Source organism: Streptomyces sp. NPDC002057 (assembly GCF_040296665.1).
In the GTDB taxonomy this organism is placed as follows: Bacteria; Actinomycetota; Actinomycetes; order Streptomycetales; family Streptomycetaceae; genus Streptomyces.
On the sequence record NZ_JBEOXR010000011.1, the window covers coordinates 118,522 to 138,476 of the forward strand.

Below are 19,955 nucleotides of genomic sequence, written 5' to 3' on the forward strand. Positions count from 1 at the left end.
GACCCCGTCAGGACGAACACCATACAACGAGGGTGAGCAAGCGCTTAGAGATCGATGCCCGATCGATGCCGATCGACACCGATCGCTGTCGATCGGCAGCGGTCGGTAGCGGTGGGCGGTGGCGATGGGCGGCGGTCGACGGCTCAGAGCTTCTGGAAGGGGTCGTGCTCGGCGAGGAGCTTCTCCAGCCGGGCCTGGTCGACCCGGCTGACGATCTGGCCGGCCTCCTGCCGGTCGCGGACGACCTTGGCGAGCGTGAAGGCCGAGGTCGTGAGGTAGAGGACCGAGACGGCGAGGAAGGCGCGGACCCAGGCGCTCGCGTCGAGCTGGTAGATCCCGATGGACACGGCCGTGATCGCGATCCCGAAGGAGATGACGGCCTGCATGTAGTAGGCGGCGGTGTTCTGCTGCTTGACCGGTGTGTCGCTCATGGGCACAGCATCGGGCGGATGTGGCAGGCGCCACATCCGTCCGCGTACTCAGCCCGGTACTCAGACCTCAGAAGGCGGAGACCCCCGTCAGCGCCCGGCCGATGATGAGCTTCTGGATCTGGCTGGTGCCCTCGTACAGGGTCATGACGCGTGCGTCGCGGAGCAGCTTCCCGACCGGGTACTCGTCGATGTAGCCGTAGCCGCCGAAGACCTGGAGGGCGTTGTTCGCGGCGCGGACGGCGGCCTCGGAGGCGTACAGCTTCGCCTTCGAGGCGGCGGTGGCGAAGTCCTGGCCCCGGTCGATCAGATCGGCGACCCGCCAGGTCAGCAGCCGGGCGGCGTCCACGTCGACGGCGATGTCGGTGATGAGTTCCTGCACGAGCTGGTACGAGGCGATGGGCTTTCCGAACTGCTCGCGCTCCCCCGCGTACCGCACGGCGGCGTCGAGGGCGGCCTGGGCGATGCCGACACAGCCCGCCGCGACCGACATGCGGCCCTTGGCGAGGGCGGACATGGCCACGGTGAAGCCCTTGCCCTCGGGGCCGAGCAGCGCGGCGGCCGGGACGCGGACGTCCTCCAGGACCAGTTCGGCGGTGGCCTGGCCGCGCAGGCCGAGCTTGCCGTGGACCGGGCGGCGGGTGAGGCCGGGGGTGTCGGCGGGGACGAGGAAGGCGGAGACGCCCCTGTGACCGGGGGTGTCGCCGGTGCGGGCGAAGAGCAGCACGACATCGGCCCAGGTGCCGTTGGTGATGAACATCTTGGTGCCGTTGACGACGTAGTCGTCGCCGTCCCGCACCGCCCGGGTGACGAGGTTGCCCGCATCGGATCCGGTGCCGGGCTCGGTGAGACCGAAGCAGCCGAGCGCCTCGCCGGACGCGAGCCGGGGCAACCAGCTCCGCTTCTGCTCCTCGGTGCCCCAGGAGGCGACGGTCTTGGCCACCAGGCCGAGCGAGACGGAGACGATGCCGCGCACCGAGGAGTCGCCGCGGCCCAGCTCCTCGGTCACGAGGCAGTACGCGAGGTGGTCGCCGCCCGAACCGCCGTACTCCTCCGGGACGGTGAGTCCGAGGAAGCCGACGGCGCCGAGCTTCCGCACGATCGCCCGGTCGACCTCCTCGGCCCGGTCCCACGCGACGGCGTGCGGGGTGACCTCGCGTGCGACGAAGTCCTCGGCGAGCCGCCGGACGGCTTCCTGCTCCTCGCTCAGCGCCAGATCCACCGTGTCACCCCTCACCCGGGCGCCGCCCGGTCGCTCATTAATTACCACTGCTAGTTTTATTGCGCAGGCCTACTATGTGCGCCATGGCCCGACCGCGCAAGCCCCTGCTCAGCCGAGACCGCATCGTCGAGACGGCGGGCGCGCTCGTGGACGCGGAAGGGCTCGACGCGCTCTCGACCCGGCGCCTCGCGGGCGAGCTCGGGGTGAGCGGACCCTCGCTCTACAACCACTTCCGCACGAAGGACGAGATCCTCGACGCGGTCGCCGACGCGGTCAGCGCGAAGATCGACCTGTCGATGTTCGCGGAGTCCGACGGGCGCGACTGGCTGACGGCGCTGCACGACTGGGCCGTCTCCTACCGCGCGGCCCTCGCCGACCACCCGCACATCGTGCCGGTCCTCGCCCAGGGCCCCGGGCGCCGCCCGGCGGGCCTGCGCGTCGCGGACGCCGTCTTCGGCGCGATGGTCCGGGCGGGGTGGCCGCCCGCCCAGGCCACCTCCATCGGCGCGCTGATGCGGTACTTCATCACCGGCTCCGCCCTCGGCTCCTTCGCCCGCGGCTTCGTGGACGACGAGACGGCCTACGACCCCGCCGACTACCCCCACCTCGGCCAGGCGCACCTCCTCGCGGAGCACCGCCAGAAGGTCGACGAGGGCGCCTTCGACACGGGTCTGCGGGCACTGCTCGACGGACTGCGGCTCCAGTACGAGGCACGGGGCGAGGGTCGGGACGGGGCGGGGAGCGCGGGCCGGGGCACGGGGGTGGGCGAGGACCGGGGCACGGGGCGGGGCCGGGTCTCCCGGGCGTCGTCGGGTGACGGTTCGGCCTCCGCCGAAGCGTGAGTGCGGGACGCTGGACGCATGGCTGCCAGTGACCTCGCCGCGTTCGCGGCGCTCTTCGCGGACGAGACCCGCGCCGCGTTCCTGCTCGCCCTGCTCGACGGACGGGCCTGGACCGCCGGGGAACTCGCCCGGCACGCGCGCGTGGCGCCCTCCACCGCCAGTGAACACCTCGGGAAGCTCGTCACCGGCGGCGTACTGACGCAGGAACGCCAGGGCCGCCACCGGTACGTACGGCTCGCCGACCCCGCGATCGCGCACCTCGTCGAGGAGCTGGCCGCCCGCTCCGAGCCGGCGGTGACCGCGCCGCCCCGCTCGCTGCGGGCCGCGAGCGCCGGACGGGCGATGGCCCGGGGCCGCACCTGCTACGACCATCTCGCCGGACGGCTGGGCATCACCGTCACCGAGGCGATGACCGCGCGCGGACTGCTGCGCCAGGACACCGGGTTCGCGCTCACGGACCGCGGCCTGGCCTGGTTCGACGAGCTGGGCATCCCCCTCGTACGCCGGGGGCGGCGGCCCGTCGCGCGCGGCTGTCTCGACTGGACCGAGCGGCGGCCGCACCTCGCGGGGGTCGCGGGCGCCGAGCTGTGCCGGCACGCGCTGGACGCCGGGTGGTGCGTACGGATCGGGTCCGAGCGGGCCGTGAAGGTGACCGAGGCGGGCGAGAACGCGCTGCGCGCGTCCCTGGGCATCGCCCCGGCGGAGCTGCGGTGAACCGGGCGGGCGACAGTGCGGTGAGCGCCGAAGTGTCCGCACCCTACGGTCGAGCCATGCAGAAGCAATCCTCGCGGCTCGCGTTCGCCGCCGCCGGTGTCACCGTCGTCCTGTGGGCCTCCGCCTTCGTCTCCATCCGCAGCGCGGGGGCGGCCTACTCCCCCGGGGCCCTCGCGCTCGGGCGGCTGCTCGCCGGGGTCCTGGTCCTCGGGGCCGTGCTCCTGGTCCGGCGCGAGGGGCTGCCGCCCCGGGCGGCCTGGCCGGGGATCGTGGTCTCGGGCCTGCTCTGGTTCGGGGTGTACATGGTGGTGCTCAACTGGGGCGAGCAGGAGGTCGACGCGGGCACGGCGGCGATGGTGGTGAACATCGGGCCGATCCTGATCGCCCTGCTCGGCGCGCGGTTCCTGAAGGAGTCCCTGCCGCCCCGGCTGCTCGCGGGCATGGCGGTGTCCTTCGCGGGCGCGGTGGCCGTGGGCCTGTCGATGTCCCGTTCGTCCGCGGGCGGGCACGCGTCGGTCCTCGGGGTGCTGCTCTGCGTCCTCGCGGCGATGGCGTACGCGGGCGGGGTCGTGGCCCAGAAGCCCGCGCTCGCCCACGGCAGCGCGCTCCAGGTGACGACCTTCGGGTGCCTGGTGGGGGCGGTGGCGTGCCTGCCGTTCGCCGGGCGACTGGTCGAGGAGGCCGGGCGCGCGCCGCTGTCCGCGACCCTGAACATGATCTACCTGGGGGTCTTCCCGACCGCGCTCGCGTTCACGACCTGGGCCTACGCCCTGGCCCGTACGACCGCGGGACGCATGGGAGCGACGACGTACGCCGTACCCGCGCTCGTCGTCCTGATGGCCTGGGTGTTCCTGGGTGAGCTGCCGGGGCTGCTCACGCTGGCCGGGGGCGCGCTGTGCCTCGCGGGGGTGGCCGTTTCCCGCTCGCGGCCGCGGTCCTCCGCCGCCTCCGGAACGGCCGAATCCACCTGACAGGCCATACCCCCGGTTCCGGTCACTTCACGGAGGGGCGGCGCCGGGGCGGCGCTCTCGACCTGGAAGGGAGATGCCCGTCAAGCCCCAGTTTCGGCCGGTGGGTCGAGAGGCCACGTTTCGTGGCCTCCCGGCCGGATAGTTTCGAGTCGGTCACAGGCGCGGGCCGGAACATCACGCTCCGGCACCTTCTCGCAAGCCGACGGGGGAGCTCATGGCGATTCAACAGCGGGCGGAGCGGACGAGACAGGAGATCCTGTCGGCGGCCGCGAGGGTGTTCGACGGGCTCGGCTACGAGCGGGCGTCCCTGGCGAGGATCGCCGGTGAGGCACGGGTGACCACGGGCGCGCTCGTCTTCCACTTCGCGACGAAGGCGGATCTGGCGACGGCGGTCCGCGGGCGGGCCCACGCGGTCACGCGGATCACGGTCGAATCGGCCTGTCTGTCCACGGAGGGCGTGGGGGGCACCGCGATCGACAAACTGGTGCTCGCCACGCACGCGTTGATCCGGCTCTTCGAGACCGATCCGATGGCGCGCGCCGGCGAACGCCTCGCGCGCGAGCTGCAGTTAACCGACCCCGGGCTCTCCGGGGACTGCCCCTGGCGGCGCGAGGTCTCGCGTCTCGCGCGCTTCGCCGAGGCCGAGAAGGCCCTGCGCCCGGGCGTGGACGCCACCGCGGTGGCCGCGCTCCTCGGCTATGTGATCACCGGGGTCGAGCTGGAGATGCGCCGCCCCCATCCGCCCGGCGACGAGTTCTGGCCCACGACCGAGCCCAGGACCGCCGAGAACGGGGCGCTGCGCGGCCCCGCGGAGCAACGGCTCTTCCGCATCTGGCAGTTGATCCTGCCGGGCCTGGTCCACCCGACCGGCCGCCCGCGCGGCGCCTAGGGCGCCCCGCCGATCGGGTCCGACGGCCCCCCACCCTCGCCGAGGCCGCCCTCGCCGAGGCCCGCCCCCGCGCGGATCCGCCCTCCGCCCCACCGCGACCGCGGATCCGCGTTCCGTCCCGACCCGACCCGGCCCGAACTGAACCGAACCGGCCCGAACCGAACCGGCCCGATCCCGGGTCCGGGTCCGCCCGTCGGCCCCCGCCCGCCCCGGCCCGGCGGCCGGGGCTCCGGTTCACTCTCCCGATCGCAGCAGCTGACGGGCGAAGTCCGCCAGGGAGCAGCCGATGCGCTCGGTCGAGAGGCCGAGTTCGTGCCGCTGGAACTGGAAGAGCTCGGGTGACAGCGGGCTGAGCGCGATGTCGATCAGCGGGTCGGGGTCACGGACCCCGTGGTCGACGAGCAGGGTGCGGACGTGGACGCGCCAGAAGCCGTAGGCGCCGGTCCGGAAGCGCGCGGGGCCGGTCTCCGCGCCGAGCGCCAGCGGCAGATGACGTTCGAGCAGATCGAGCATCGCCAGGTAGAACGCGGCGAGCCGCTCCCCCGCCGGAGCGCCGGGCCCGAGCGGTGGCGGGCCGTAGATGAGCTGCCCCTGGAGCCGGCGCTCGTGCTCGTCGAGCAGCGCGACGGCGACCGACGACGGGTCGGGGAAGCTCCGGTAGAGCGTGGCGCGGCCCACGCCGGCGGCCTTGGCGATCCGGTCCATGGTGACCGTCCGCGGGTCCTGTGCGGCGAAGAGCTGCTCGGCCGCGGCCAGGATCTGGGCACGGTTGCGTTCCGCGTCCGCGCGTCTGCGCGGGGCGACCGGCTGTTCGTCCGCGGCCTGGAGATCGCCAAGGAGCCCGCCGACCCGGTGCACGGAGGCGGCTCCACGACCGCGCTGCTCGTCGTCGCTCATGGACCAGACCTTACTTCCCCTGGAGCTAAGTGGACACCTTGTCCGTTTGCGGTGTCCCATGGCATGCTAAACGGACTCAGTGTCCACTTACCCGCTCGCCATCCCGCCCCAGGGAGATCAAGATGCACACCGCGCTCCTCGCCGCGGCCCTGCTGGTCGGCTGCCTCCTGGCCGTCCAGGCCTCGGTGAACCTCCAGCTCAACTCGGCCGTCGGCACCCCGTACGGCGCCTCGACCATCCAGCTCGGCGTCGCGACCGGTCTGCTGACCGTGCTCGCGGTGGTGGCCGGAGCCCTCGGCGCGCTCGGCAAACTGCCCGACGTCGAGGCCTGGCAGCTGCTGGGCGGACTGGCCAGTCCGCTCTACATCACCAGCGGCATCCTGCTCTTCCCACGGCTCGGCGCCCTCGCCGCCGTCGGGCTCTTCGTCACCGGCCAGATGTTCGCCTCGCTCGCCCTCGACCTCTTCGGCCTCCTCGGCCTGGAGCGGAAGGACCTGAGCGCCGGGATCGTCGTCGGCGCCGTCGCCGTCCTCGCCGGCATCGTCGTGATCATCCGGGGCATGAAGGCCGCCGCCCCTCCCGGCGCCCCCAGGATGTCGAGCGCCGGCCGGGCCGGCTGGCTCGCGCTCGGTGTCGTCGCCGGTGCCGTGCTGCCCGTCCAGGGCGCGGTCAACGCCCAGCTGCGCGCCCAGATCAAGGAGCCCATCACCGTCGCCGTGATCAGCTTCGCCGTGGCGACCTTCACCATCGCCGTCGTCCTGCTCGTGCTCTACGCGACCCGCAGGACGCCGAAGCCCAAGATCGCCCCGCTGAAGAAAATGCCCTGGTGGGGCTGGCTCGGTGGCGCCTGCGCCGCCGCCTACGTCACCGGCACCTTCCTGCTCATCCCCTCCATCGGGGCGGCCGTGACCATCGCGCTCACCGTGACCGGGCAGCAGCTCACCTCGGCCCTGATCGACCACAAGGGCCTGTTCAAGCTCCCCCAGCGCTCCCTCACGAAGCCGCGCGCCCTGGGCCTCGCCCTGCTCATCGCCGGTTCGCTGACCATCCAGCTCGTCTGACCGAGGCCGTCGCTCCCCCGGGACCCCACCCGGGGGCGACGGCCCGCAGGGCGCGCCGTGAGAACGGCGCGTCATGAAAACGGTGCGCCATGAAAGGTGTGTCATGAAAGCGTCCTACACCGCAGGGCCGGACCTCCACGTCCTCCCCTCGGCGCTGCCCATCCCCGGCCTCGGCGACCAGCCGGTGAACGCCTTCCTCCTCCGGTCCGGCGAGCCGCTCCTCGTGGACACCGGCATGCCCGTCGACCGGGAGGGCTTCCTCGACTCCCTCTGGTCGCTCGTCGAGCCGGCCGATCTGCGCTGGGTCGTCGTCACCCACGACGACCGCGACCACACCGGCGCCCTCGCCCGGATCCTGGAGGCCGCGCCGAACGCCACCGTGCTCGCCAACGCCATATCGCTGACGCGAATATCGGAAGAGTTCGGCATTCCGCAGGACCGGGTGGTCACCGCGAATCCGGGAAGCCGGGTCAAAGTCGGCGACCGTGAGCTGAGTTTTCACCGGCCGCCCACATTCGATTCACCCGGCACCCTCGCCGTGTTCGACCATTCCGATGGAACGCTCTACAGTTCCGACAGTTTCGGGACCGTCGTCGAGGAAATCAGCCAGGAGTTCGCCGATCTCTCCGAGGCGGAGTTCTTCCACGGATTCGACGTCCTGAACCGGGCCATAGCCCCGTGGACCGCGCTCGTCGACGAGGCGAAGTTCCTCCGGCCGGTGCGCGAGCTGGCCGCCCTGCGCCCCGCGAAGCTGCTGAGCGCCCATGGGCCGACCGTCCGCGAGGACGCCGTGCCCCGGCTGTTCGAGGCGATGGCCCGTATACCTTCCCTGCCCGCCTGGCTGCCCGACGCCGACCTCGACCTGGAGGCGGCGCTCGACGCCGTCGAGTCCCCCGCCGGCTGAGCTTCCCGCTCCGCCCGCGTACGAACCGAGGAGAACCATGCCCGACCCGACCACCGCCGACCCGACGACCGCGGACCTCACCCCGCCGCGCGGAGTCGTCACCGTCTTCTCCGACATCTGGTGTTCCTTCGCGCACATCGCGATCCACCGGCTGCACGCCACCCGGGCCCGGCTCGGCCTGGAGGAGCAGGTCTCCTTCGACCTGCGGGCCTTCCCGCTGGAACTGCTCAACGACGCCCCGAGCCCGCGCCCCGGCACGGACAGCGAGGTGGCCCGGATGGCCGCCCTGGAGCCGGGTGCCGGCTGGCAGCTCTGGCAGGCCAAGGACTGGCTCTACCCCTCCACGACCCTCCCGGCCCTCGAAGCGGTGCTCGCCGCCAAGGAGCAGAGCCTGAACGCGTCCGAGCGGCTCGACCTCGGGCTGCGCCGGGCGTTCTGGGCCGAGTCCCGCTGCATCAGCCACCGCAAGGTCATCCTGGACGTGGCCGCGGACACCGGTGTCGTCGACGTCGGCGCCCTCACCGAGGCGCTGGACGACGGGCGGGCGCGCCGGACGCTGGCGGACCAGGCGGCGCTGTCCGCGAGCGACCGGGTCAACTGCAGCCCGCACCTGTTCCTGCCCGACGGCTCCGACCACCCCAACCCGGGCATCGACGTGGGCTGGGAGGGCGCGTACGGCATCGGCTGGCCGGTGATCGGCTCGGACGACCCGAAGGTGTACGAGGACATCCTGCTGCGGGCCGCCACTGAATAGTTGAAAAGCCCTCGCAAGGGGGCCCGGAAAAGGGAACGACGGCAGGCATTCCGATTCACGGAATGCCTTTCCGTCGTTCCCTTTTTCGGCGTTCAGAACATCGCGGTGATTATTAAATGCGTGACCCGGCCGTTATTCGCAAGAACGGCCGAAGCTCCTACAGTCATTCACGCCGCCGGAATTCCGGACGGAGATTCGTATCGACAGCGGGAGTTCTTCATGTCGTTGACCGACAAGGCAGACGTCAGCACGTTCGTCGACCTCACCCAGCACGAGATCGAAGCCCTGAAGACCCGGTTCAACCTGGCCGACGCGCACACTCACCAGCGTCAGTCCTCCTCCCAGGAGCGGATCGTCTCGCGGCTCCCCGAGCTGTGGCACGAGTCCGAGTCGAAGCAGCAGGCGCACTTCGAGCGCCAGTTCCTGGACGCCTTCTTCCGGCTGCACCAGCAGCCCACGGCCCGCGCCATGGACCGCACGCTCCTCTCCTACTCCGCCAGCGTGTCGACGATGGTCGCCGGCATGTTCCTGAAGCAGCGCGGCAAGTCGGTGCAGCTGGTCGAGCCCTGCTTCGACAACCTGGTCGACCTGCTCCGCAACATGCAGGTGCCGATCTCCCCGCTCGCCGAGTCGGCGCTGCACGACAAGGACACCCTCTACGACCGGCTCGTCGAGCAGGTCGACGCGGACGCGATCTACCTCGTCGACCCCAACAACCCGACCGGGTTCACCCTCCTCGCCGAGAAGCTGGAGGGCTTCCGCGAGGTGGTCCGCTACTGCGTGGACCACGACAAGGTCCTCGTCATGGACTTCTGCTTCGCGTCCTTCGCGCTCTGTGACGAGGGCATCGGCCGGGTGGACATCTACCGGCTCCTGGAGGAGTCCGGCGTCACGTACATGGTCATGGAGGACACCGGCAAGACCTGGCCGATCCAGGACGCCAAGTGCGCCATGATCACCGCCAGCCGGGACATCCAGGAGGAGGTGTACAACCTCCACACCAGCGTCCTCCTGAACGTCTCGCCCTTCGTCCTCAACATGGTCACGCAGTACGTCGAGGACTCCATCACCGACGGCTTCGCCTCCGTGCGCGACATCATCACGACCAACGGCGACGCCGCCCGAGCCGCCCTCGCCGGCACCGTCCTGGAGTTCCAGGAGCCGGTCGTCGGGACCAGCGTCGCCTGGTTCCGGATCACCGCGGACCACCTGACCGCCACCCAGCTGCAGGCCGTCCTCTTCGACGAGGAGGTGTACGTCCTGCCCGGCACGTTCTTCTACTGGAACACCCGGGAGAAGGGCGAGCGCTTCATCCGCCTGGCCCTGGCCCGCGAGCCCGAGGTGTTCGCCGGCGCCATGGAGCGGATGCGGAAGGTGCTCGAGCGCTATGCGGCCTGACGCGGACCCGGTGGCGAGGCCGGTGGTGTTCATCGACGCCACGACCTTCATGGGCATGCACAGCAAGGACGACGCCGTCCGCGTGGCCGCCAAGGCCTTCTTCGCGGGCCGGCTGGCCGCGGGGGACGCGGGCGGGGTCGTCATGAGCTGGGAGCAGGTCGGCCGCTGCGACGACCTCGTGTGGGGCTACGACCGGGGGGTGCAGGACGAGTACTACCCCTTCATGGACGTCCTCCACACCGACCTGGCCGTCGAGCGGGTCGGCTACGGCGAGGACGACGTCCGCCGGGCCTTCACCTCGCCCGAGCTCGACGGACTGCCCCCGCACGAGCGGCTGTTGCTCGCCCAGGTCATCGGCCGTGGGGGCGTGCTCCACACGGCGAGCCCCCGGCTGGCCGGGAGGGCGGGACTGCCCGTCGTACCGCTCGCCCCGCTCGCGTCGGCCGACGCTCCCGCCCTCGGCGAGGAGCCCTCGTTCCCGGCGTACCTGGAGGACCTCTACCAGCGGTCGCTGGTGCTGACGGTCGTCCCCGAAATCCTCTGAAGCCATTTCCGAAGGGCACCCACCTCATGCCTGGCACCTACTCCGGGACCGTCGTCCCGCTGATCACCCCCTTCGACGAGCACGGTGTCGTCGACGAGCAGAGCGTCGTCCGGCTCCTGGACCACGTCCGCGCCGAGGTCAACGGCTTCATGCCGGCCCTGACCTCCGGTGAGGGCTGGAAGCTCGACGCCCGCCAGTGGCAGGACGTCGTCACGTACACCGTCCGGCACGCGGACGGCCTGCCGGTGCTCGCCGGCATCCAGCTCCCCGAGACCGGGGCGGTGATCGACCGGGCCCGTACGGCGGCCGCGATCGGCGTCGACGCCGTCGTCGTCACCACGCCGTTCGGCGCCGACGTGACGCAGGACCGGATCGTCGCCCACTACGAGGCCATCCGCGCCGCCGTCGACGTCCCGATCTTCCTCTACAACGAGGAGGCGCTCTCGGGCAATCGCATCGAGTTCGAGACCCTGATCCGGATCTGCAAGGAGATCCCGGGCATCGCCGGCATCAAGGAGTCCAGCGGCGACGCCGCCTTCACCCGGAGGATGGCCGAGGCCGGCACCGGCATCCCGGTCTTCGAGGGCTGGGAGAACCTCCTGGTCGACGCCCGCGGCATCGACGGCTTCATCGGCCCGCTGGCCAACCTCGAACCCTCCCTGTGCAACGCGATGCTGGTCGACCCGACCCCGGACCGGCAGGCGGAGATCAACACCGTCTGCGAGCGGTACGGAGTCTTCAAGGACGACTGGTACCGCTGGGTCAAGAAGGAACTGCACCGGCGCGGCGTGATCGCCTCCCCCACCACCCACGAGGAGGCGAAGGCGGCATGAGCAACACCCCCGCCGCTCCCGCCTCGGCCTCCTCGTCCGTCGCCCCCGCCGTCCCGGTGGCCGCGCACTCGATCACCGCCCCGGCCGCGACCGCGCAGCGCGAACTGCACGGTCTCTACCGCCGGGTCCCCAACCTCGGCGACTACGGCTCGATGACGGCGATCGAGGAGCGCTGGATCCTGCCCAAGGCGCGGGCGTACGAGGCCTCCGCGCCCCGGTTCGACTCGGCCGGCGACCTCCTCCAGGCGCTCAAGGAGTTCCTCGCCGAGGAGGAGGCCGCGCTGCCGGAGAGCGCGACCTTCCTCGCCGAGCACGCGACGCTCGACCAGTTCAAGGTCGTGGTGCGGCAGTTCGCCCTCGACGGCCTCACCGAGTCCGAGTCGCTGCTCCCGGTGGTGCCCCGGCTGCCGTACCGCTCGGCGATGGCGGTCTTCCGGGTCCTCATCGACGAACTCGGCTGCGGCAACGAGGAGAAGGCGCACTCCCAGCTCTACCGCGACCTGCTCACCGAGCTCGGTCTGAGCCTCCGGCTCGACGACTACCTCGACGAGACGGCGCCGGAGTGCTTCGCCTACGTCAACATGTTCCACTGGCTGGCGAGCCGGGCGCCCTCGCCCCAGTACTTCCTGGGCGCGTACGCCTACTTCGAGACCAGTGTGCTCTACGCCTTCCAGAGCTTCGCGCGGGCCGCGCGCCGGCTCGGGATCGCCCACGACGCCTACTACACCGAGCACCTGTACATCGACTCGTACCACAGCAGTCACATGCGTACGGCGATCCGCGCCCTGGAGCAGCCGGACCTGGCGAAGATCTGGGCGGGCGTCCGGCTGGCCTCCGACATCGTCGGCACGGCCACCGAGACGGCGATCGCGCGGGCGCGGGAGACCGTCGCATGACCGCGGGCGACCGCACGGAGGCGGGAGACCGCCGGATGACGGCCGTGCCCGCCGGAAGGCGGCGGGGCTCGGGCGAGCCCAGCGTCCGCCAGGTGACCGAGGAGCTGGTCCTGGTCGAGGTCGGCGACCGCAAGGTCCTCGCCGCCGCCGTCTGCCCGCACCGCGGGGGCCGGCTCAAGTACGGCAGGGTCGACGGGGACAGGCTGCGCATCACCTGCCCCCTGCACCACACGACCTTCGACCTGACCAGCGGGCAGCGGCTCTCCGGAGCGGCGTGCGCCGACATCCGGGTGGTCGACGTGCTGCCCGGCGACGACTCCGGGCAGAGCCCCGTCGGAGGCGCCTCATGACCACCACACCGACCGGGGCGGCGCCCGCCGTGGCGCCGCCCCGCGCGGCGGTCGACCACGACGGCATCGCACCGGTGCCCGAGGCCGAACGGACCTCGACGCCGGGCGACTTCGGCTGGATCTGGCCCTCCGCGCAGTTCTCCTTCGGCACGGTCGTCCTCGGCGCGCTCCCCGTCGTCTTCGGCCTCGGCTGGTGGGCCTCGGCGAGCGCCGTCGCCGTGGGCGTCGCCGTCGGGACGGCGCTGCTCGCACCGCTCGCCCGCTTCGGCGTCCGTACCGGCACCAACGATCCCGTGGCGAGCGGGGCGCACTTCGGTGTGCGGGGCAGGGTCGTCGGCAACGTCATCACCGTCGTGACCGCGCTCGGCTTCTTCGCGATCGCCGTGTGGACGGGCGGCACCGCCGTCATGGTCGCCGGGCACCGGCTCCTCTCCACCCCCACGGGACCCGGCGCGCTGACGGCGGCGATGTTCGTGACGGCCGCGGCCGTCGCCTTGGTCGCCGTGCGCGGCCACGAGACGCTCGTCCGGACGTACAAGATCACCGCGGTGACCGGCGGCGTGGTCCTCCTGGGGACGGTGCTCGTCCTCGCCCCGGACTTCGACGCGGGGTACACCGGCGGGACGCTCGCACTCGGCAGCACCCTGCACACCTGGCTGCTCGCGGCGACCGCCTCCGCCACCGTCCCCCTGTCGTACGCCACCTTCCAGGGCGACTACACCCGCTACATGCCGGCCTCCACCCCCACCGGCCGGGTCGTACGGGCCAGCGGGATCTCCATGTTCCTGAGCAGTCTCACCGCACTGCTCACCGGCGCGTACGTGACGACCCTCTTCCCCGTCCCCGACGAGCCGTGGCTCCAGGGCCTGACGGACGCGGTGCCCGGCTGGTTCGCGATCGCCGTCGTGGTCTTCGGCTTCGCGGGCACCCTCCCGCAGGCCGGTCTCTGTCTGTACGCGGCCGGTCTCTCCGCCAACTCGGTGTTCTGGCGCTCCTCACGGGCCGCCGTGACCACGGTGGTGGCGCTGCTCGCGGCGGCCGTGCTGTACCTCGGGGCGGTGGTGTACGACGCCATGGACGCGATGTCGGCGTTCGTCACCCTGCTCCTCACCGTCGTCGCCCCCTGGGCGGCCGTGCTCTTCGTCGGATACGTGCTCCACCGGGGGCGGTACGACGCGGAGGCGCTGCGCACCTTCACGACGGGCGGGGGCGGCCGGTACTGGTACACCGGCGGGGTCAACCCGCGGGCCGCCACGGCCTTCGCGGCCGGTGCGGCCGTCGGCGTCCTCTGGGTCAACAACCCGCTGTACACCGGACCGTTGACCGGCCTCACGGGCGGGGTCGACCTGAGCCTGCCGGCCTCCTTCGTGGTCGCCGCCGCGCTGTACGGGGCGCTGTGCCGGGTGTGGCCGGAGCCGCTGCTGCCTCCCTCCGCAGGCCGTTGACCCCGCCCACTGACCGAGGTGACTCACTGATGTCCATGTTCCGACTCACGGTCCGGTCGGTCGTCGAGGAGGCGGAAGGCGTCCGGGGGCTCGTCCTCGCCGACCCCGCGGGCGCCGACCTGGCCCCGTGGGAGCCCGGCGCCCATCTGGAGGTGACCCTGCCGTCCGGGGCCGTCCGGCACTACTCGCTCTGCGGCGACCCGGCGGCCCGGAGCACGTACCGGCTGGGGGTGCTGCGGGAGCCCGGCGGCCGGGGCGGATCGGAGGAGATCCACGCCGCCGTCGGGGAGGGCACGCTCCTGGGGGCCCGGGGCCCGTTCAACCGCTTCCCGCTCGTGCCCGCCGAGCGGTACCTGTTCGTGGCGGGAGGCATCGGCATCACCCCCCTGCTGCCGATGGTCCGCGCGCTGCGGCCGGGGTCCTGGTCGCTGCTGTACGGCGGCCGGAGCCTCGCGTCCATGGCGTACCGCGAGGAGCTCTCCGTACTCCCCGGGGTCACGCTCGTCCCGCAGGACGCGGCGGGGCCGCTCGACCTGGACGCCGTCCTCGCCGGGCAGCCGGCCGGGACGGCCGTGTACTGCTGCGGCCCCGAGGGGCTGCTGCGGGCGGTCGAGGAGCGGTGGCCCGGTCCGCTGCACACGGAGCGGTTCGGGACGGCGCCGGAGCGGGAGCCCGTGCGCGGACCCGGGGCGGGCTTCGACGTCGAACTGCGCCGGAGCGGGCGGACCGTGCGGGTCGACCCCGGCCGGACGCTGCTCGACGCCGTACGCGAGGTGGTGCCGGGGGTCGCGTACTCCTGCGAGGAGGGGTGGTGCGGCACCTGTGAGACGAAGGTGGTCGCCGGGACGCCGGAGCACCACGACTCCGTCCTCGGCGAGGACGAGAAGGCCTCGGGCACGACGATGATGATCTGCGTGGGCCGCTCGCGCGGGGCCCGTCTCGTCCTGGACCTGTGAAGCGCGGAAGCCCGTACCGGCGTGCAGGGCGGTACGGGCTTCCGCGTTCCGTCGGGCGGTCGGTCCGACGGTCGGTCGGTCCGACGGTCCGTCGGTCCGTCGGTCCGTCGGTCCGTCGGTCCGTCGGTCCGTCGGCTCAGGGGAAGACCACCAGGGCCCGGCCCCCCTTGCCCGCGAGCATGTTGTCGAAGGCGCCCGGAATGCCGTCCAGGGTGATCCGCTCGGTGACGAGGGCCCCGAGGTCGAGCCGGCCGGCCCTGATGTGCTCGGCGAGGACGGGCAGGTCGGCGGCCGGGTTCGAGTTGCCGTAGACACAGCCCGCGAGGGTGCGGCCCCAGTGGAAGATCTCCAGGGCGTTGAAGGTGACCTGCTGGTCCTTGCCGCCGATGCCGACGACCGTGGTGCGGCCACCGCGCCGCGTGGAGTCCCAGGCGGTACGGATGGTGACCGCGCGGCCGACGCATTCGACGGCCACGTCGACGCCGTGGCCCCCCGTCAGCTTCCGGATCTCCTTCGCCGTCGTCCCGGAGGCGACGACGTACTCGGTCGCCCCCGCCGCCCGTGCCAGCTCCTCCTTCTCCGGGGAGACGTCCACGGCGACGATCGTCGAGGCGCCCGCGATCCGGGCGGCCTGGAGGGTCGCGAGGCCGACGCCGCCGACGCCGAACACCGCGACCGACTCGCCCTCGCGGACCCGGGCCGAGTGGTGGACCGCGCCCCAGCCGGTGAGGACCGCGCAGCCGAGCAGGGCCGCGTCGGTGAGCGGAACGCCGTCCGGCACCGGGAGCAGGCAGTTCGCGGCGACGACCGTCTCCTCGGCGAAGGCCGCGACGTTGAGGCCCGGGTGGAGCTCCCTGCCGTCCTCCGTGCGGGCGTGGATGTTCGCGGCACCCACCAGGGCGTTGGCGCAGAGCCAGACCTCGCCGAGCGAGCAGGGGTGACAGCTTCCGCACGACGGGGCCCAGTTGAGGACGACGGCGTCACCGGGGGCGACGTGGTCGACTCCCTCGCCGACGGAGACGACGGTGCCGGCGCCCTCGTGACCGAGGACGGCGGGCACGGGCAGGCGCATGGTGCCGTTGGAGAGCGACAGGTCGGAGTGGCAGACGCCTGCGGCGGCGAGCCGGACCCTGACCTGCCCGGGGCCGGGCTCGGGGAGTTCGATGCCGGTGATCTCCAGCGGAGAGCCGACGGAGGGCAGGACGGCGGCGCGGATCGGGCTCACGTGCGGTGCTCCTCGGGGCTCAGAACTGGAGGGACTTGGTCTGGAGGTACTCGGCGAGGCCGTGCGCGCCGAGCTCCCGGCCCACACCGGACTGCTTGTACCCGCCGAAGGGGGCCAGCGGGTTGAAACGGCCGCCGTTGATGTCCACCTGGCCGGTCTCCATGCGGCGGGCGAAGGCCACGGCCTCCTCGGGCTCGCCCCAGACCGCTCCGGCGAGGCCGTAGACGGTGCCGTTGGCGATGGCCAGGGCCTCGTCCTCGTCCTCGTACCGGAGGAGCGAGACGACAGGACCGAAGATCTCCTCCTGGGCGATGGTCATCTCCGGGGTGACGTCGGCGAAGACGGTCGGGGAGACGTAGTAGCCGGTCTCGCGCGGGGCCTCGGGGCCGCCGGCGACGAGCCGGGCACCCTCCTCGACGCCCTTCTCGATGTAGCCGCGGACGCGCTGCCGCTGCTTGGCGTTGACCAGGGGGCCGACGCGCTCGCCGGGGACGTACTTGGCGACGGCCTCGGCCGCGAGCCCCACCGCCTCCTCGTACCGGTCGGCGGGGATCAGCATCCGGGTCCAGGCACTGCACGTCTGACCGGAGTTGGACATGACGTTGGCGATGCCGACGGCGACGGCCTTGGCGAGGTCGGCGCTCGGCAGGATCACGTTGGCGGACTTGCCGCCGAGTTCGAGGGCGACGCGCTTGACGGCGCCACCCGCCAGGGCGCCGATGCTCCGGCCGACGGCGGTGGAGCCGGTGAAGGAGACGAGGTCGACGCCCGGGTGCTCCGCGAGGGCCTGCCCGGCGACCGGGCCGAGCCCGGTGACCAGGTTGAACACACCGGCGGGCAGCCCCGCCTCGTGCGCGGCCTCGGCGAAGAGCTGGGCGGTGAGCGGGGTGTCCTCGGCGGGCTTGAGGACGGTCGTGCAGCCGGCGGCGAGGGCCGGGGCGACCTTGGCGACGATCTGGTGGAGCGGGTAGTTCCAGGGAGTGATCGCCGCGACGACGCCGACCGGCTCGGCGTAGACGGTGGAGTTGCCGACCTTCTCCTCGAAGGGGTGGGTGGCGGCCAGTTCCGCGTACGACCCCGCCACGGCGATCGGCAGCCCGGCGTGGACGGCGGCGGCGAGCTGCGGCGGGGCGCCGAGTTCGGCGGTGACAGTGGCGGCGATCTCCTCCGCGCGGGCGGCGAGCGCGTCGCGCAGGGCGGCGATACGGGCTCCGCGCTCGGCGGGCGGGGTCGCGGCCCAGCCGGGCAGGGCGGCGCGGGCGGCGCGTACGGCGGCGTCGACGTCCTCGGCGGTGCCGGCCGGGACGTGGCCGATGACCTGCTCGTCCGCCGGGTTGATGACGGCGATCGTGTCGGGGCCGGCCGCGGGGCGCCACTCCCCACCGATGTACATCGCGTCGTGCGCCTTCATCCGCTGTCTCCTCACGTGACCGACCGGGGCGTCGTCCAGACCAAACTAGCGCTGTTAGTTTTTGGGCGCCAGGGCTCCGGGACGTGCCCCCGGTCTCAGTACCGAGCCGATCGTGCCGCCCCGTCGGGGGGCCTGTCCACGGCGGGACCGGACAGGCCCCTGGCTCCGGAACTGGCCAACGGCACCTGGACAGGCCTCCTGGCCCAGCCCCACCCGACCCGACCCCACCGGCCTCGGACACACCGCCGCGTCCGGTGGGCGCGCACCCGGCCGGCGCGGCCCGCCGGACGCGACGGGGAGGGAGGTGAGGAGAGGGGGCCGGGAGCGGCGGAGTTCCGACGGAGCGGCTGGGTCCGTCGGAACCCTGTCGGCGCTCCCGGTGGTCAGATCTGCTGGGCGATGTCGGTGAGGTGGGCGAAGACGACGATGTTCGCGTCGTAGCCCGTACTGCTGTCGAAGGCTCCGCCACAGGTGAGCAGCCGCAGTTCGGGCCGCCCGGTGGAGCCGTACACCTCCTTGTCGGGGAACTCGGCCTTGGCGTACGTCACGACGCGGTCGACCGTGAAGACGGCGACCTTGCCGTCGGCGCGGGCGACCCGGACCGTGTTGCCGGGGCTGAGCGAGTCGAGACTGACGAAGATGGCGGGCCCGGTGCGGGTGTCACGGTGGCCGACGACGACGGCGGTACCGCGCTCACCGGGGGTGACGCCCTTCGCGTACCAGCCGACGAGGGTGGGGTCGTCGATGGGCGGTGTCGCCAGCCGGCCCTGACCGTCGAGGCCGAGCTCCATCACCGGGGCCTCGATGGTGATGGCCGGTACGGCGACGAGGGTGGGGCGCGAACGGGCCAGCGGCGTGGGCGGGGGCGACGGCCGGGGCCCGGGTACGGCCTTCGGCACCGGCTTGGCGTTCACGGTGGGCTTGGCCTGGGGCTTGACCCCGGGCTTCGCCGGGGGCCGCGCGTGGGGATTCACGGGGGACTTCGCCTCGGACGGGCCGCCGGGTTTCGCCTCGGGTTTCGCCTCCGGTTTCGCCTTGTGGTCCAGGGCGGCCGGGGCGCCGGCCGCCGCGACCGCCCCGGCCTCCCGGCCGGGGTCGGCCGGTCCGGCGGCGAGCGCCGGACCGGCCGGCTCCTCGTCACCGGCCCACCAGAAGCCGCCGACCACCAGGACCGCGGCGACCGTCACGGTCCTGGCGAGCCGGAGCAGACGCCGGCGCCGGCGCGTGAGGCGCGAGGACCTACGCGGCGCCATCGTTGCGGCGGCGCGAGCGGCGGATCAGGACCAGTCCGGCCGTACCGGCGAGGCCGGCGGCGACGGCCGCACCGACGCCGAAGGCCGAGGAGTCCTCGTCGGCGAGCTGGACGCTGCCGCCGCCACCCGCGCCCACCGGGCCCTGCGGGGGCCGGCCGTTGCCGTTGCTGTTGCTGTCGCCGTTCCAGTTGTCGGCGTCGCCGTTGCCGTTGGCGTTGGCGCTGCCGCCGTTGCTGTTGCTGTTGCTGTTGCTGGTGCCGTTCCAGTTGTCGCCGCTGCTGTTGCTGGTGCCGTTGCCGGTGCTGTTGCCGGTGCCGGTGCCGTTCCAGTTGTCGCCGGTGTTGCTGGTGCCGTTGCCGGTTCCGTTGGCGGTCCCGTTGTTGCCGGTGCCGTTCGCGCCGGTGCCGTTCGGGCTGCCGCCGTCCCCGTTCCCTCCGGTCGGCGGCGGGTTGGTGATCACGTCACCGGGACACGCGACCCGGAAGACCTTCTGCTTGCCCGTACCGGTCTGGCCCTCGAAGGTCCAGACGAGCTTGTACTGGCCGTTGGGCAGCGAGAGGGGAGCCGTGTGCCCCGTGCCCGCGGCGAGCGTGAGCTCCCCGGAGCGGACGGGCCCGTTGTCGGAGGGCTGGCGGGAGATCTCCCAGTCGACTTCCTGGAGCGTGTCGAAGTTGAAGGCGGCGAGGTAGAAGGTGCAGACCCTCGGCTCGTTCCTCTGGTCGGTGAAGGACGTGCCGACCCTGTGGATCTTGATGTCGCCGTTGTCCCCGGGCGCGGCGAACGCCGCCGGCGCGCCCGCGAGCGTGGCGCCACCGAGAGTCAGGGCGGCAGCGGCGGTCAGAGCGAGGGGACGGACGGTACGAGCGGTCATGCGGATTCCTCCGGAGGAGTTCGTCGGACAGTTCAACCGATAATCGGACTATCTGTCACAACATCGCTACAGAGGGTGGCGCCATGCGCGC

At 72.6% G+C, this 19,955-nt stretch carries 21 protein-coding genes; 14 read left to right on the forward strand and 7 right to left on the reverse strand.

Features of this window, described 5'->3' with window-relative positions; genetic code table 11:
• Nucleotides 1-143 precede the first annotated feature (143 nt).
• Nucleotides 144-431, reverse strand: coding sequence for a YiaA/YiaB family inner membrane protein (locus tag ABT129_RS12380; protein ID WP_351900003.1), 288 nt, complete (start codon nt 429-431; stop codon nt 144-146).
• Between the two features lie 67 nt (nt 432-498).
• Complete coding sequence (locus ABT129_RS12385; protein ID WP_351900005.1) at nt 499-1,650, reverse strand: acyl-CoA dehydrogenase family protein; 1,152 nt, start codon at nt 1,648-1,650, stop codon at nt 499-501.
• A gap of 83 nt (nt 1,651-1,733) precedes the next feature.
• Between ABT129_RS12385 and ABT129_RS12390 the strand changes: the two genes are divergently transcribed.
• The 4 genes from ABT129_RS12390 (at nt 1,734) to ABT129_RS12405 (ending at nt 5,066) form a co-directional block, all read left to right on the forward strand.
• Complete coding sequence (locus tag ABT129_RS12390; protein WP_351900007.1) at nt 1,734-2,492, forward strand: TetR/AcrR family transcriptional regulator; 759 nt, start codon at nt 1,734-1,736, stop codon at nt 2,490-2,492.
• Nucleotides 2,493-2,510: 18 nt separating this feature from the next.
• Nucleotides 2,511-3,206, forward strand: a complete 696-nt coding sequence (locus ABT129_RS12395; RefSeq protein WP_351900010.1) for an ArsR/SmtB family transcription factor — start codon at nt 2,511-2,513, stop codon at nt 3,204-3,206.
• Between the two features lie 56 nt (nt 3,207-3,262).
• Nucleotides 3,263-4,177: a DMT family transporter gene (locus ABT129_RS12400; RefSeq protein ID WP_351900013.1), complete on the forward strand. Its 915-nt coding sequence runs from the start codon at nt 3,263-3,265 to the stop codon at nt 4,175-4,177.
• A gap of 214 nt (nt 4,178-4,391) precedes the next feature.
• Complete coding sequence (locus tag ABT129_RS12405) at nt 4,392-5,066, forward strand: TetR family transcriptional regulator (RefSeq protein ID WP_351900016.1); 675 nt, start codon at nt 4,392-4,394, stop codon at nt 5,064-5,066.
• A gap of 234 nt (nt 5,067-5,300) precedes the next feature.
• Here the strand turns inward: ABT129_RS12405 and ABT129_RS12410 are convergent, their stop codons facing one another.
• Entirely contained in the window at nt 5,301-5,963 is a 663-nt protein-coding gene (locus ABT129_RS12410; RefSeq protein WP_351900018.1) for a TetR/AcrR family transcriptional regulator, read from the reverse strand.
• A 122-nt stretch (nt 5,964-6,085) separates the two neighbouring features.
• Between ABT129_RS12410 and ABT129_RS12415 the strand changes: the two genes are divergently transcribed.
• The 10 genes from ABT129_RS12415 to ABT129_RS12460 all read left to right on the forward strand — a co-directional run bounded on the left by ABT129_RS12415 (nt 6,086) and on the right by ABT129_RS12460 (nt 15,104).
• Complete coding sequence (locus ABT129_RS12415) at nt 6,086-7,024, forward strand: DMT family transporter (RefSeq protein ID WP_351900021.1); 939 nt, start codon at nt 6,086-6,088, stop codon at nt 7,022-7,024.
• A gap of 103 nt (nt 7,025-7,127) precedes the next feature.
• The gene (locus ABT129_RS12420; RefSeq protein WP_351900023.1) at nt 7,128-7,928 is read left to right on the forward strand and encodes an MBL fold metallo-hydrolase; all 801 of its coding nucleotides are present in this window, start codon (nt 7,128-7,130) and stop codon (nt 7,926-7,928) included.
• Nucleotides 7,929-7,965: 37 nt separating this feature from the next.
• Nucleotides 7,966-8,682: a DsbA family oxidoreductase gene (locus ABT129_RS12425; RefSeq protein ID WP_351900026.1), complete on the forward strand. Its 717-nt coding sequence runs from the start codon at nt 7,966-7,968 to the stop codon at nt 8,680-8,682.
• 219 nt (nt 8,683-8,901) lie between these two features.
• Nucleotides 8,902-10,080 carry an aminotransferase class I/II-fold pyridoxal phosphate-dependent enzyme gene (locus ABT129_RS12430; protein WP_351900028.1) on the forward strand — a complete coding sequence of 393 codons (1,179 nt, stop codon included), beginning with the start codon at nt 8,902-8,904 and terminating at the stop codon, nt 10,078-10,080.
• Nucleotides 10,070-10,624, forward strand: coding sequence for a DUF6190 family protein (locus tag ABT129_RS12435; protein ID WP_351900030.1), 555 nt, complete (start codon nt 10,070-10,072; stop codon nt 10,622-10,624). Before ABT129_RS12430 ends, ABT129_RS12435 begins: the two co-directional genes overlap by 11 nt.
• Nucleotides 10,625-10,650: 26 nt before the next feature.
• Complete coding sequence (locus ABT129_RS12440) at nt 10,651-11,457, forward strand: dihydrodipicolinate synthase family protein (protein WP_351900033.1); 807 nt, start codon at nt 10,651-10,653, stop codon at nt 11,455-11,457.
• On the forward strand, nt 11,454-12,353 hold the full coding sequence (locus ABT129_RS12445; protein WP_351900035.1) for an iron-containing redox enzyme family protein: 900 nt from the start codon (nt 11,454-11,456) through the stop codon (nt 12,351-12,353). Before ABT129_RS12440 ends, ABT129_RS12445 begins: the two co-directional genes overlap by 4 nt.
• Nucleotides 12,350-12,703, forward strand: a complete 354-nt coding sequence (locus ABT129_RS12450; protein ID WP_351900038.1) for a Rieske (2Fe-2S) protein — start codon at nt 12,350-12,352, stop codon at nt 12,701-12,703. The genes ABT129_RS12445 and ABT129_RS12450 overlap by 4 nt, the downstream gene beginning before the upstream one ends.
• Nucleotides 12,700-14,148 carry a purine-cytosine permease family protein gene (locus ABT129_RS12455; RefSeq protein WP_351900040.1) on the forward strand — a complete coding sequence of 483 codons (1,449 nt, stop codon included), beginning with the start codon at nt 12,700-12,702 and terminating at the stop codon, nt 14,146-14,148. The genes ABT129_RS12450 and ABT129_RS12455 overlap by 4 nt, the downstream gene beginning before the upstream one ends.
• 29 nt (nt 14,149-14,177) lie before the next feature.
• Nucleotides 14,178-15,104: a PDR/VanB family oxidoreductase gene (locus tag ABT129_RS12460; protein WP_351900042.1), complete on the forward strand. Its 927-nt coding sequence runs from the start codon at nt 14,178-14,180 to the stop codon at nt 15,102-15,104.
• A gap of 136 nt (nt 15,105-15,240) precedes the next feature.
• Here the strand turns inward: ABT129_RS12460 and ABT129_RS12465 are convergent, their stop codons facing one another.
• The 4 genes from ABT129_RS12465 to ABT129_RS12480 form a co-directional block, all read right to left on the reverse strand.
• Complete coding sequence (locus tag ABT129_RS12465; RefSeq protein WP_351900045.1) at nt 15,241-16,329, reverse strand: Zn-dependent alcohol dehydrogenase; 1,089 nt, start codon at nt 16,327-16,329, stop codon at nt 15,241-15,243.
• Between the two features lie 19 nt (nt 16,330-16,348).
• The gene (locus ABT129_RS12470) at nt 16,349-17,740 is read right to left on the reverse strand and encodes an aldehyde dehydrogenase family protein (protein ID WP_351900047.1); all 1,392 of its coding nucleotides are present in this window, start codon (nt 17,738-17,740) and stop codon (nt 16,349-16,351) included.
• 383 nt (nt 17,741-18,123) lie between these two features.
• A complete protein-coding gene (locus tag ABT129_RS12475) occupies nt 18,124-18,993 on the reverse strand; it encodes a class F sortase (RefSeq protein ID WP_502981731.1) in 870 nt (289 codons plus the stop codon).
• Nucleotides 18,980-19,864 (reverse strand): hypothetical protein, encoded by an 885-nt coding sequence (locus tag ABT129_RS12480; protein ID WP_351900052.1) that lies wholly within the window; start codon nt 19,862-19,864, stop codon nt 18,980-18,982. The genes ABT129_RS12475 and ABT129_RS12480 overlap by 14 nt, the downstream gene beginning before the upstream one ends.
• Nucleotides 19,865-19,955: the final 91 nt, after the last annotated feature.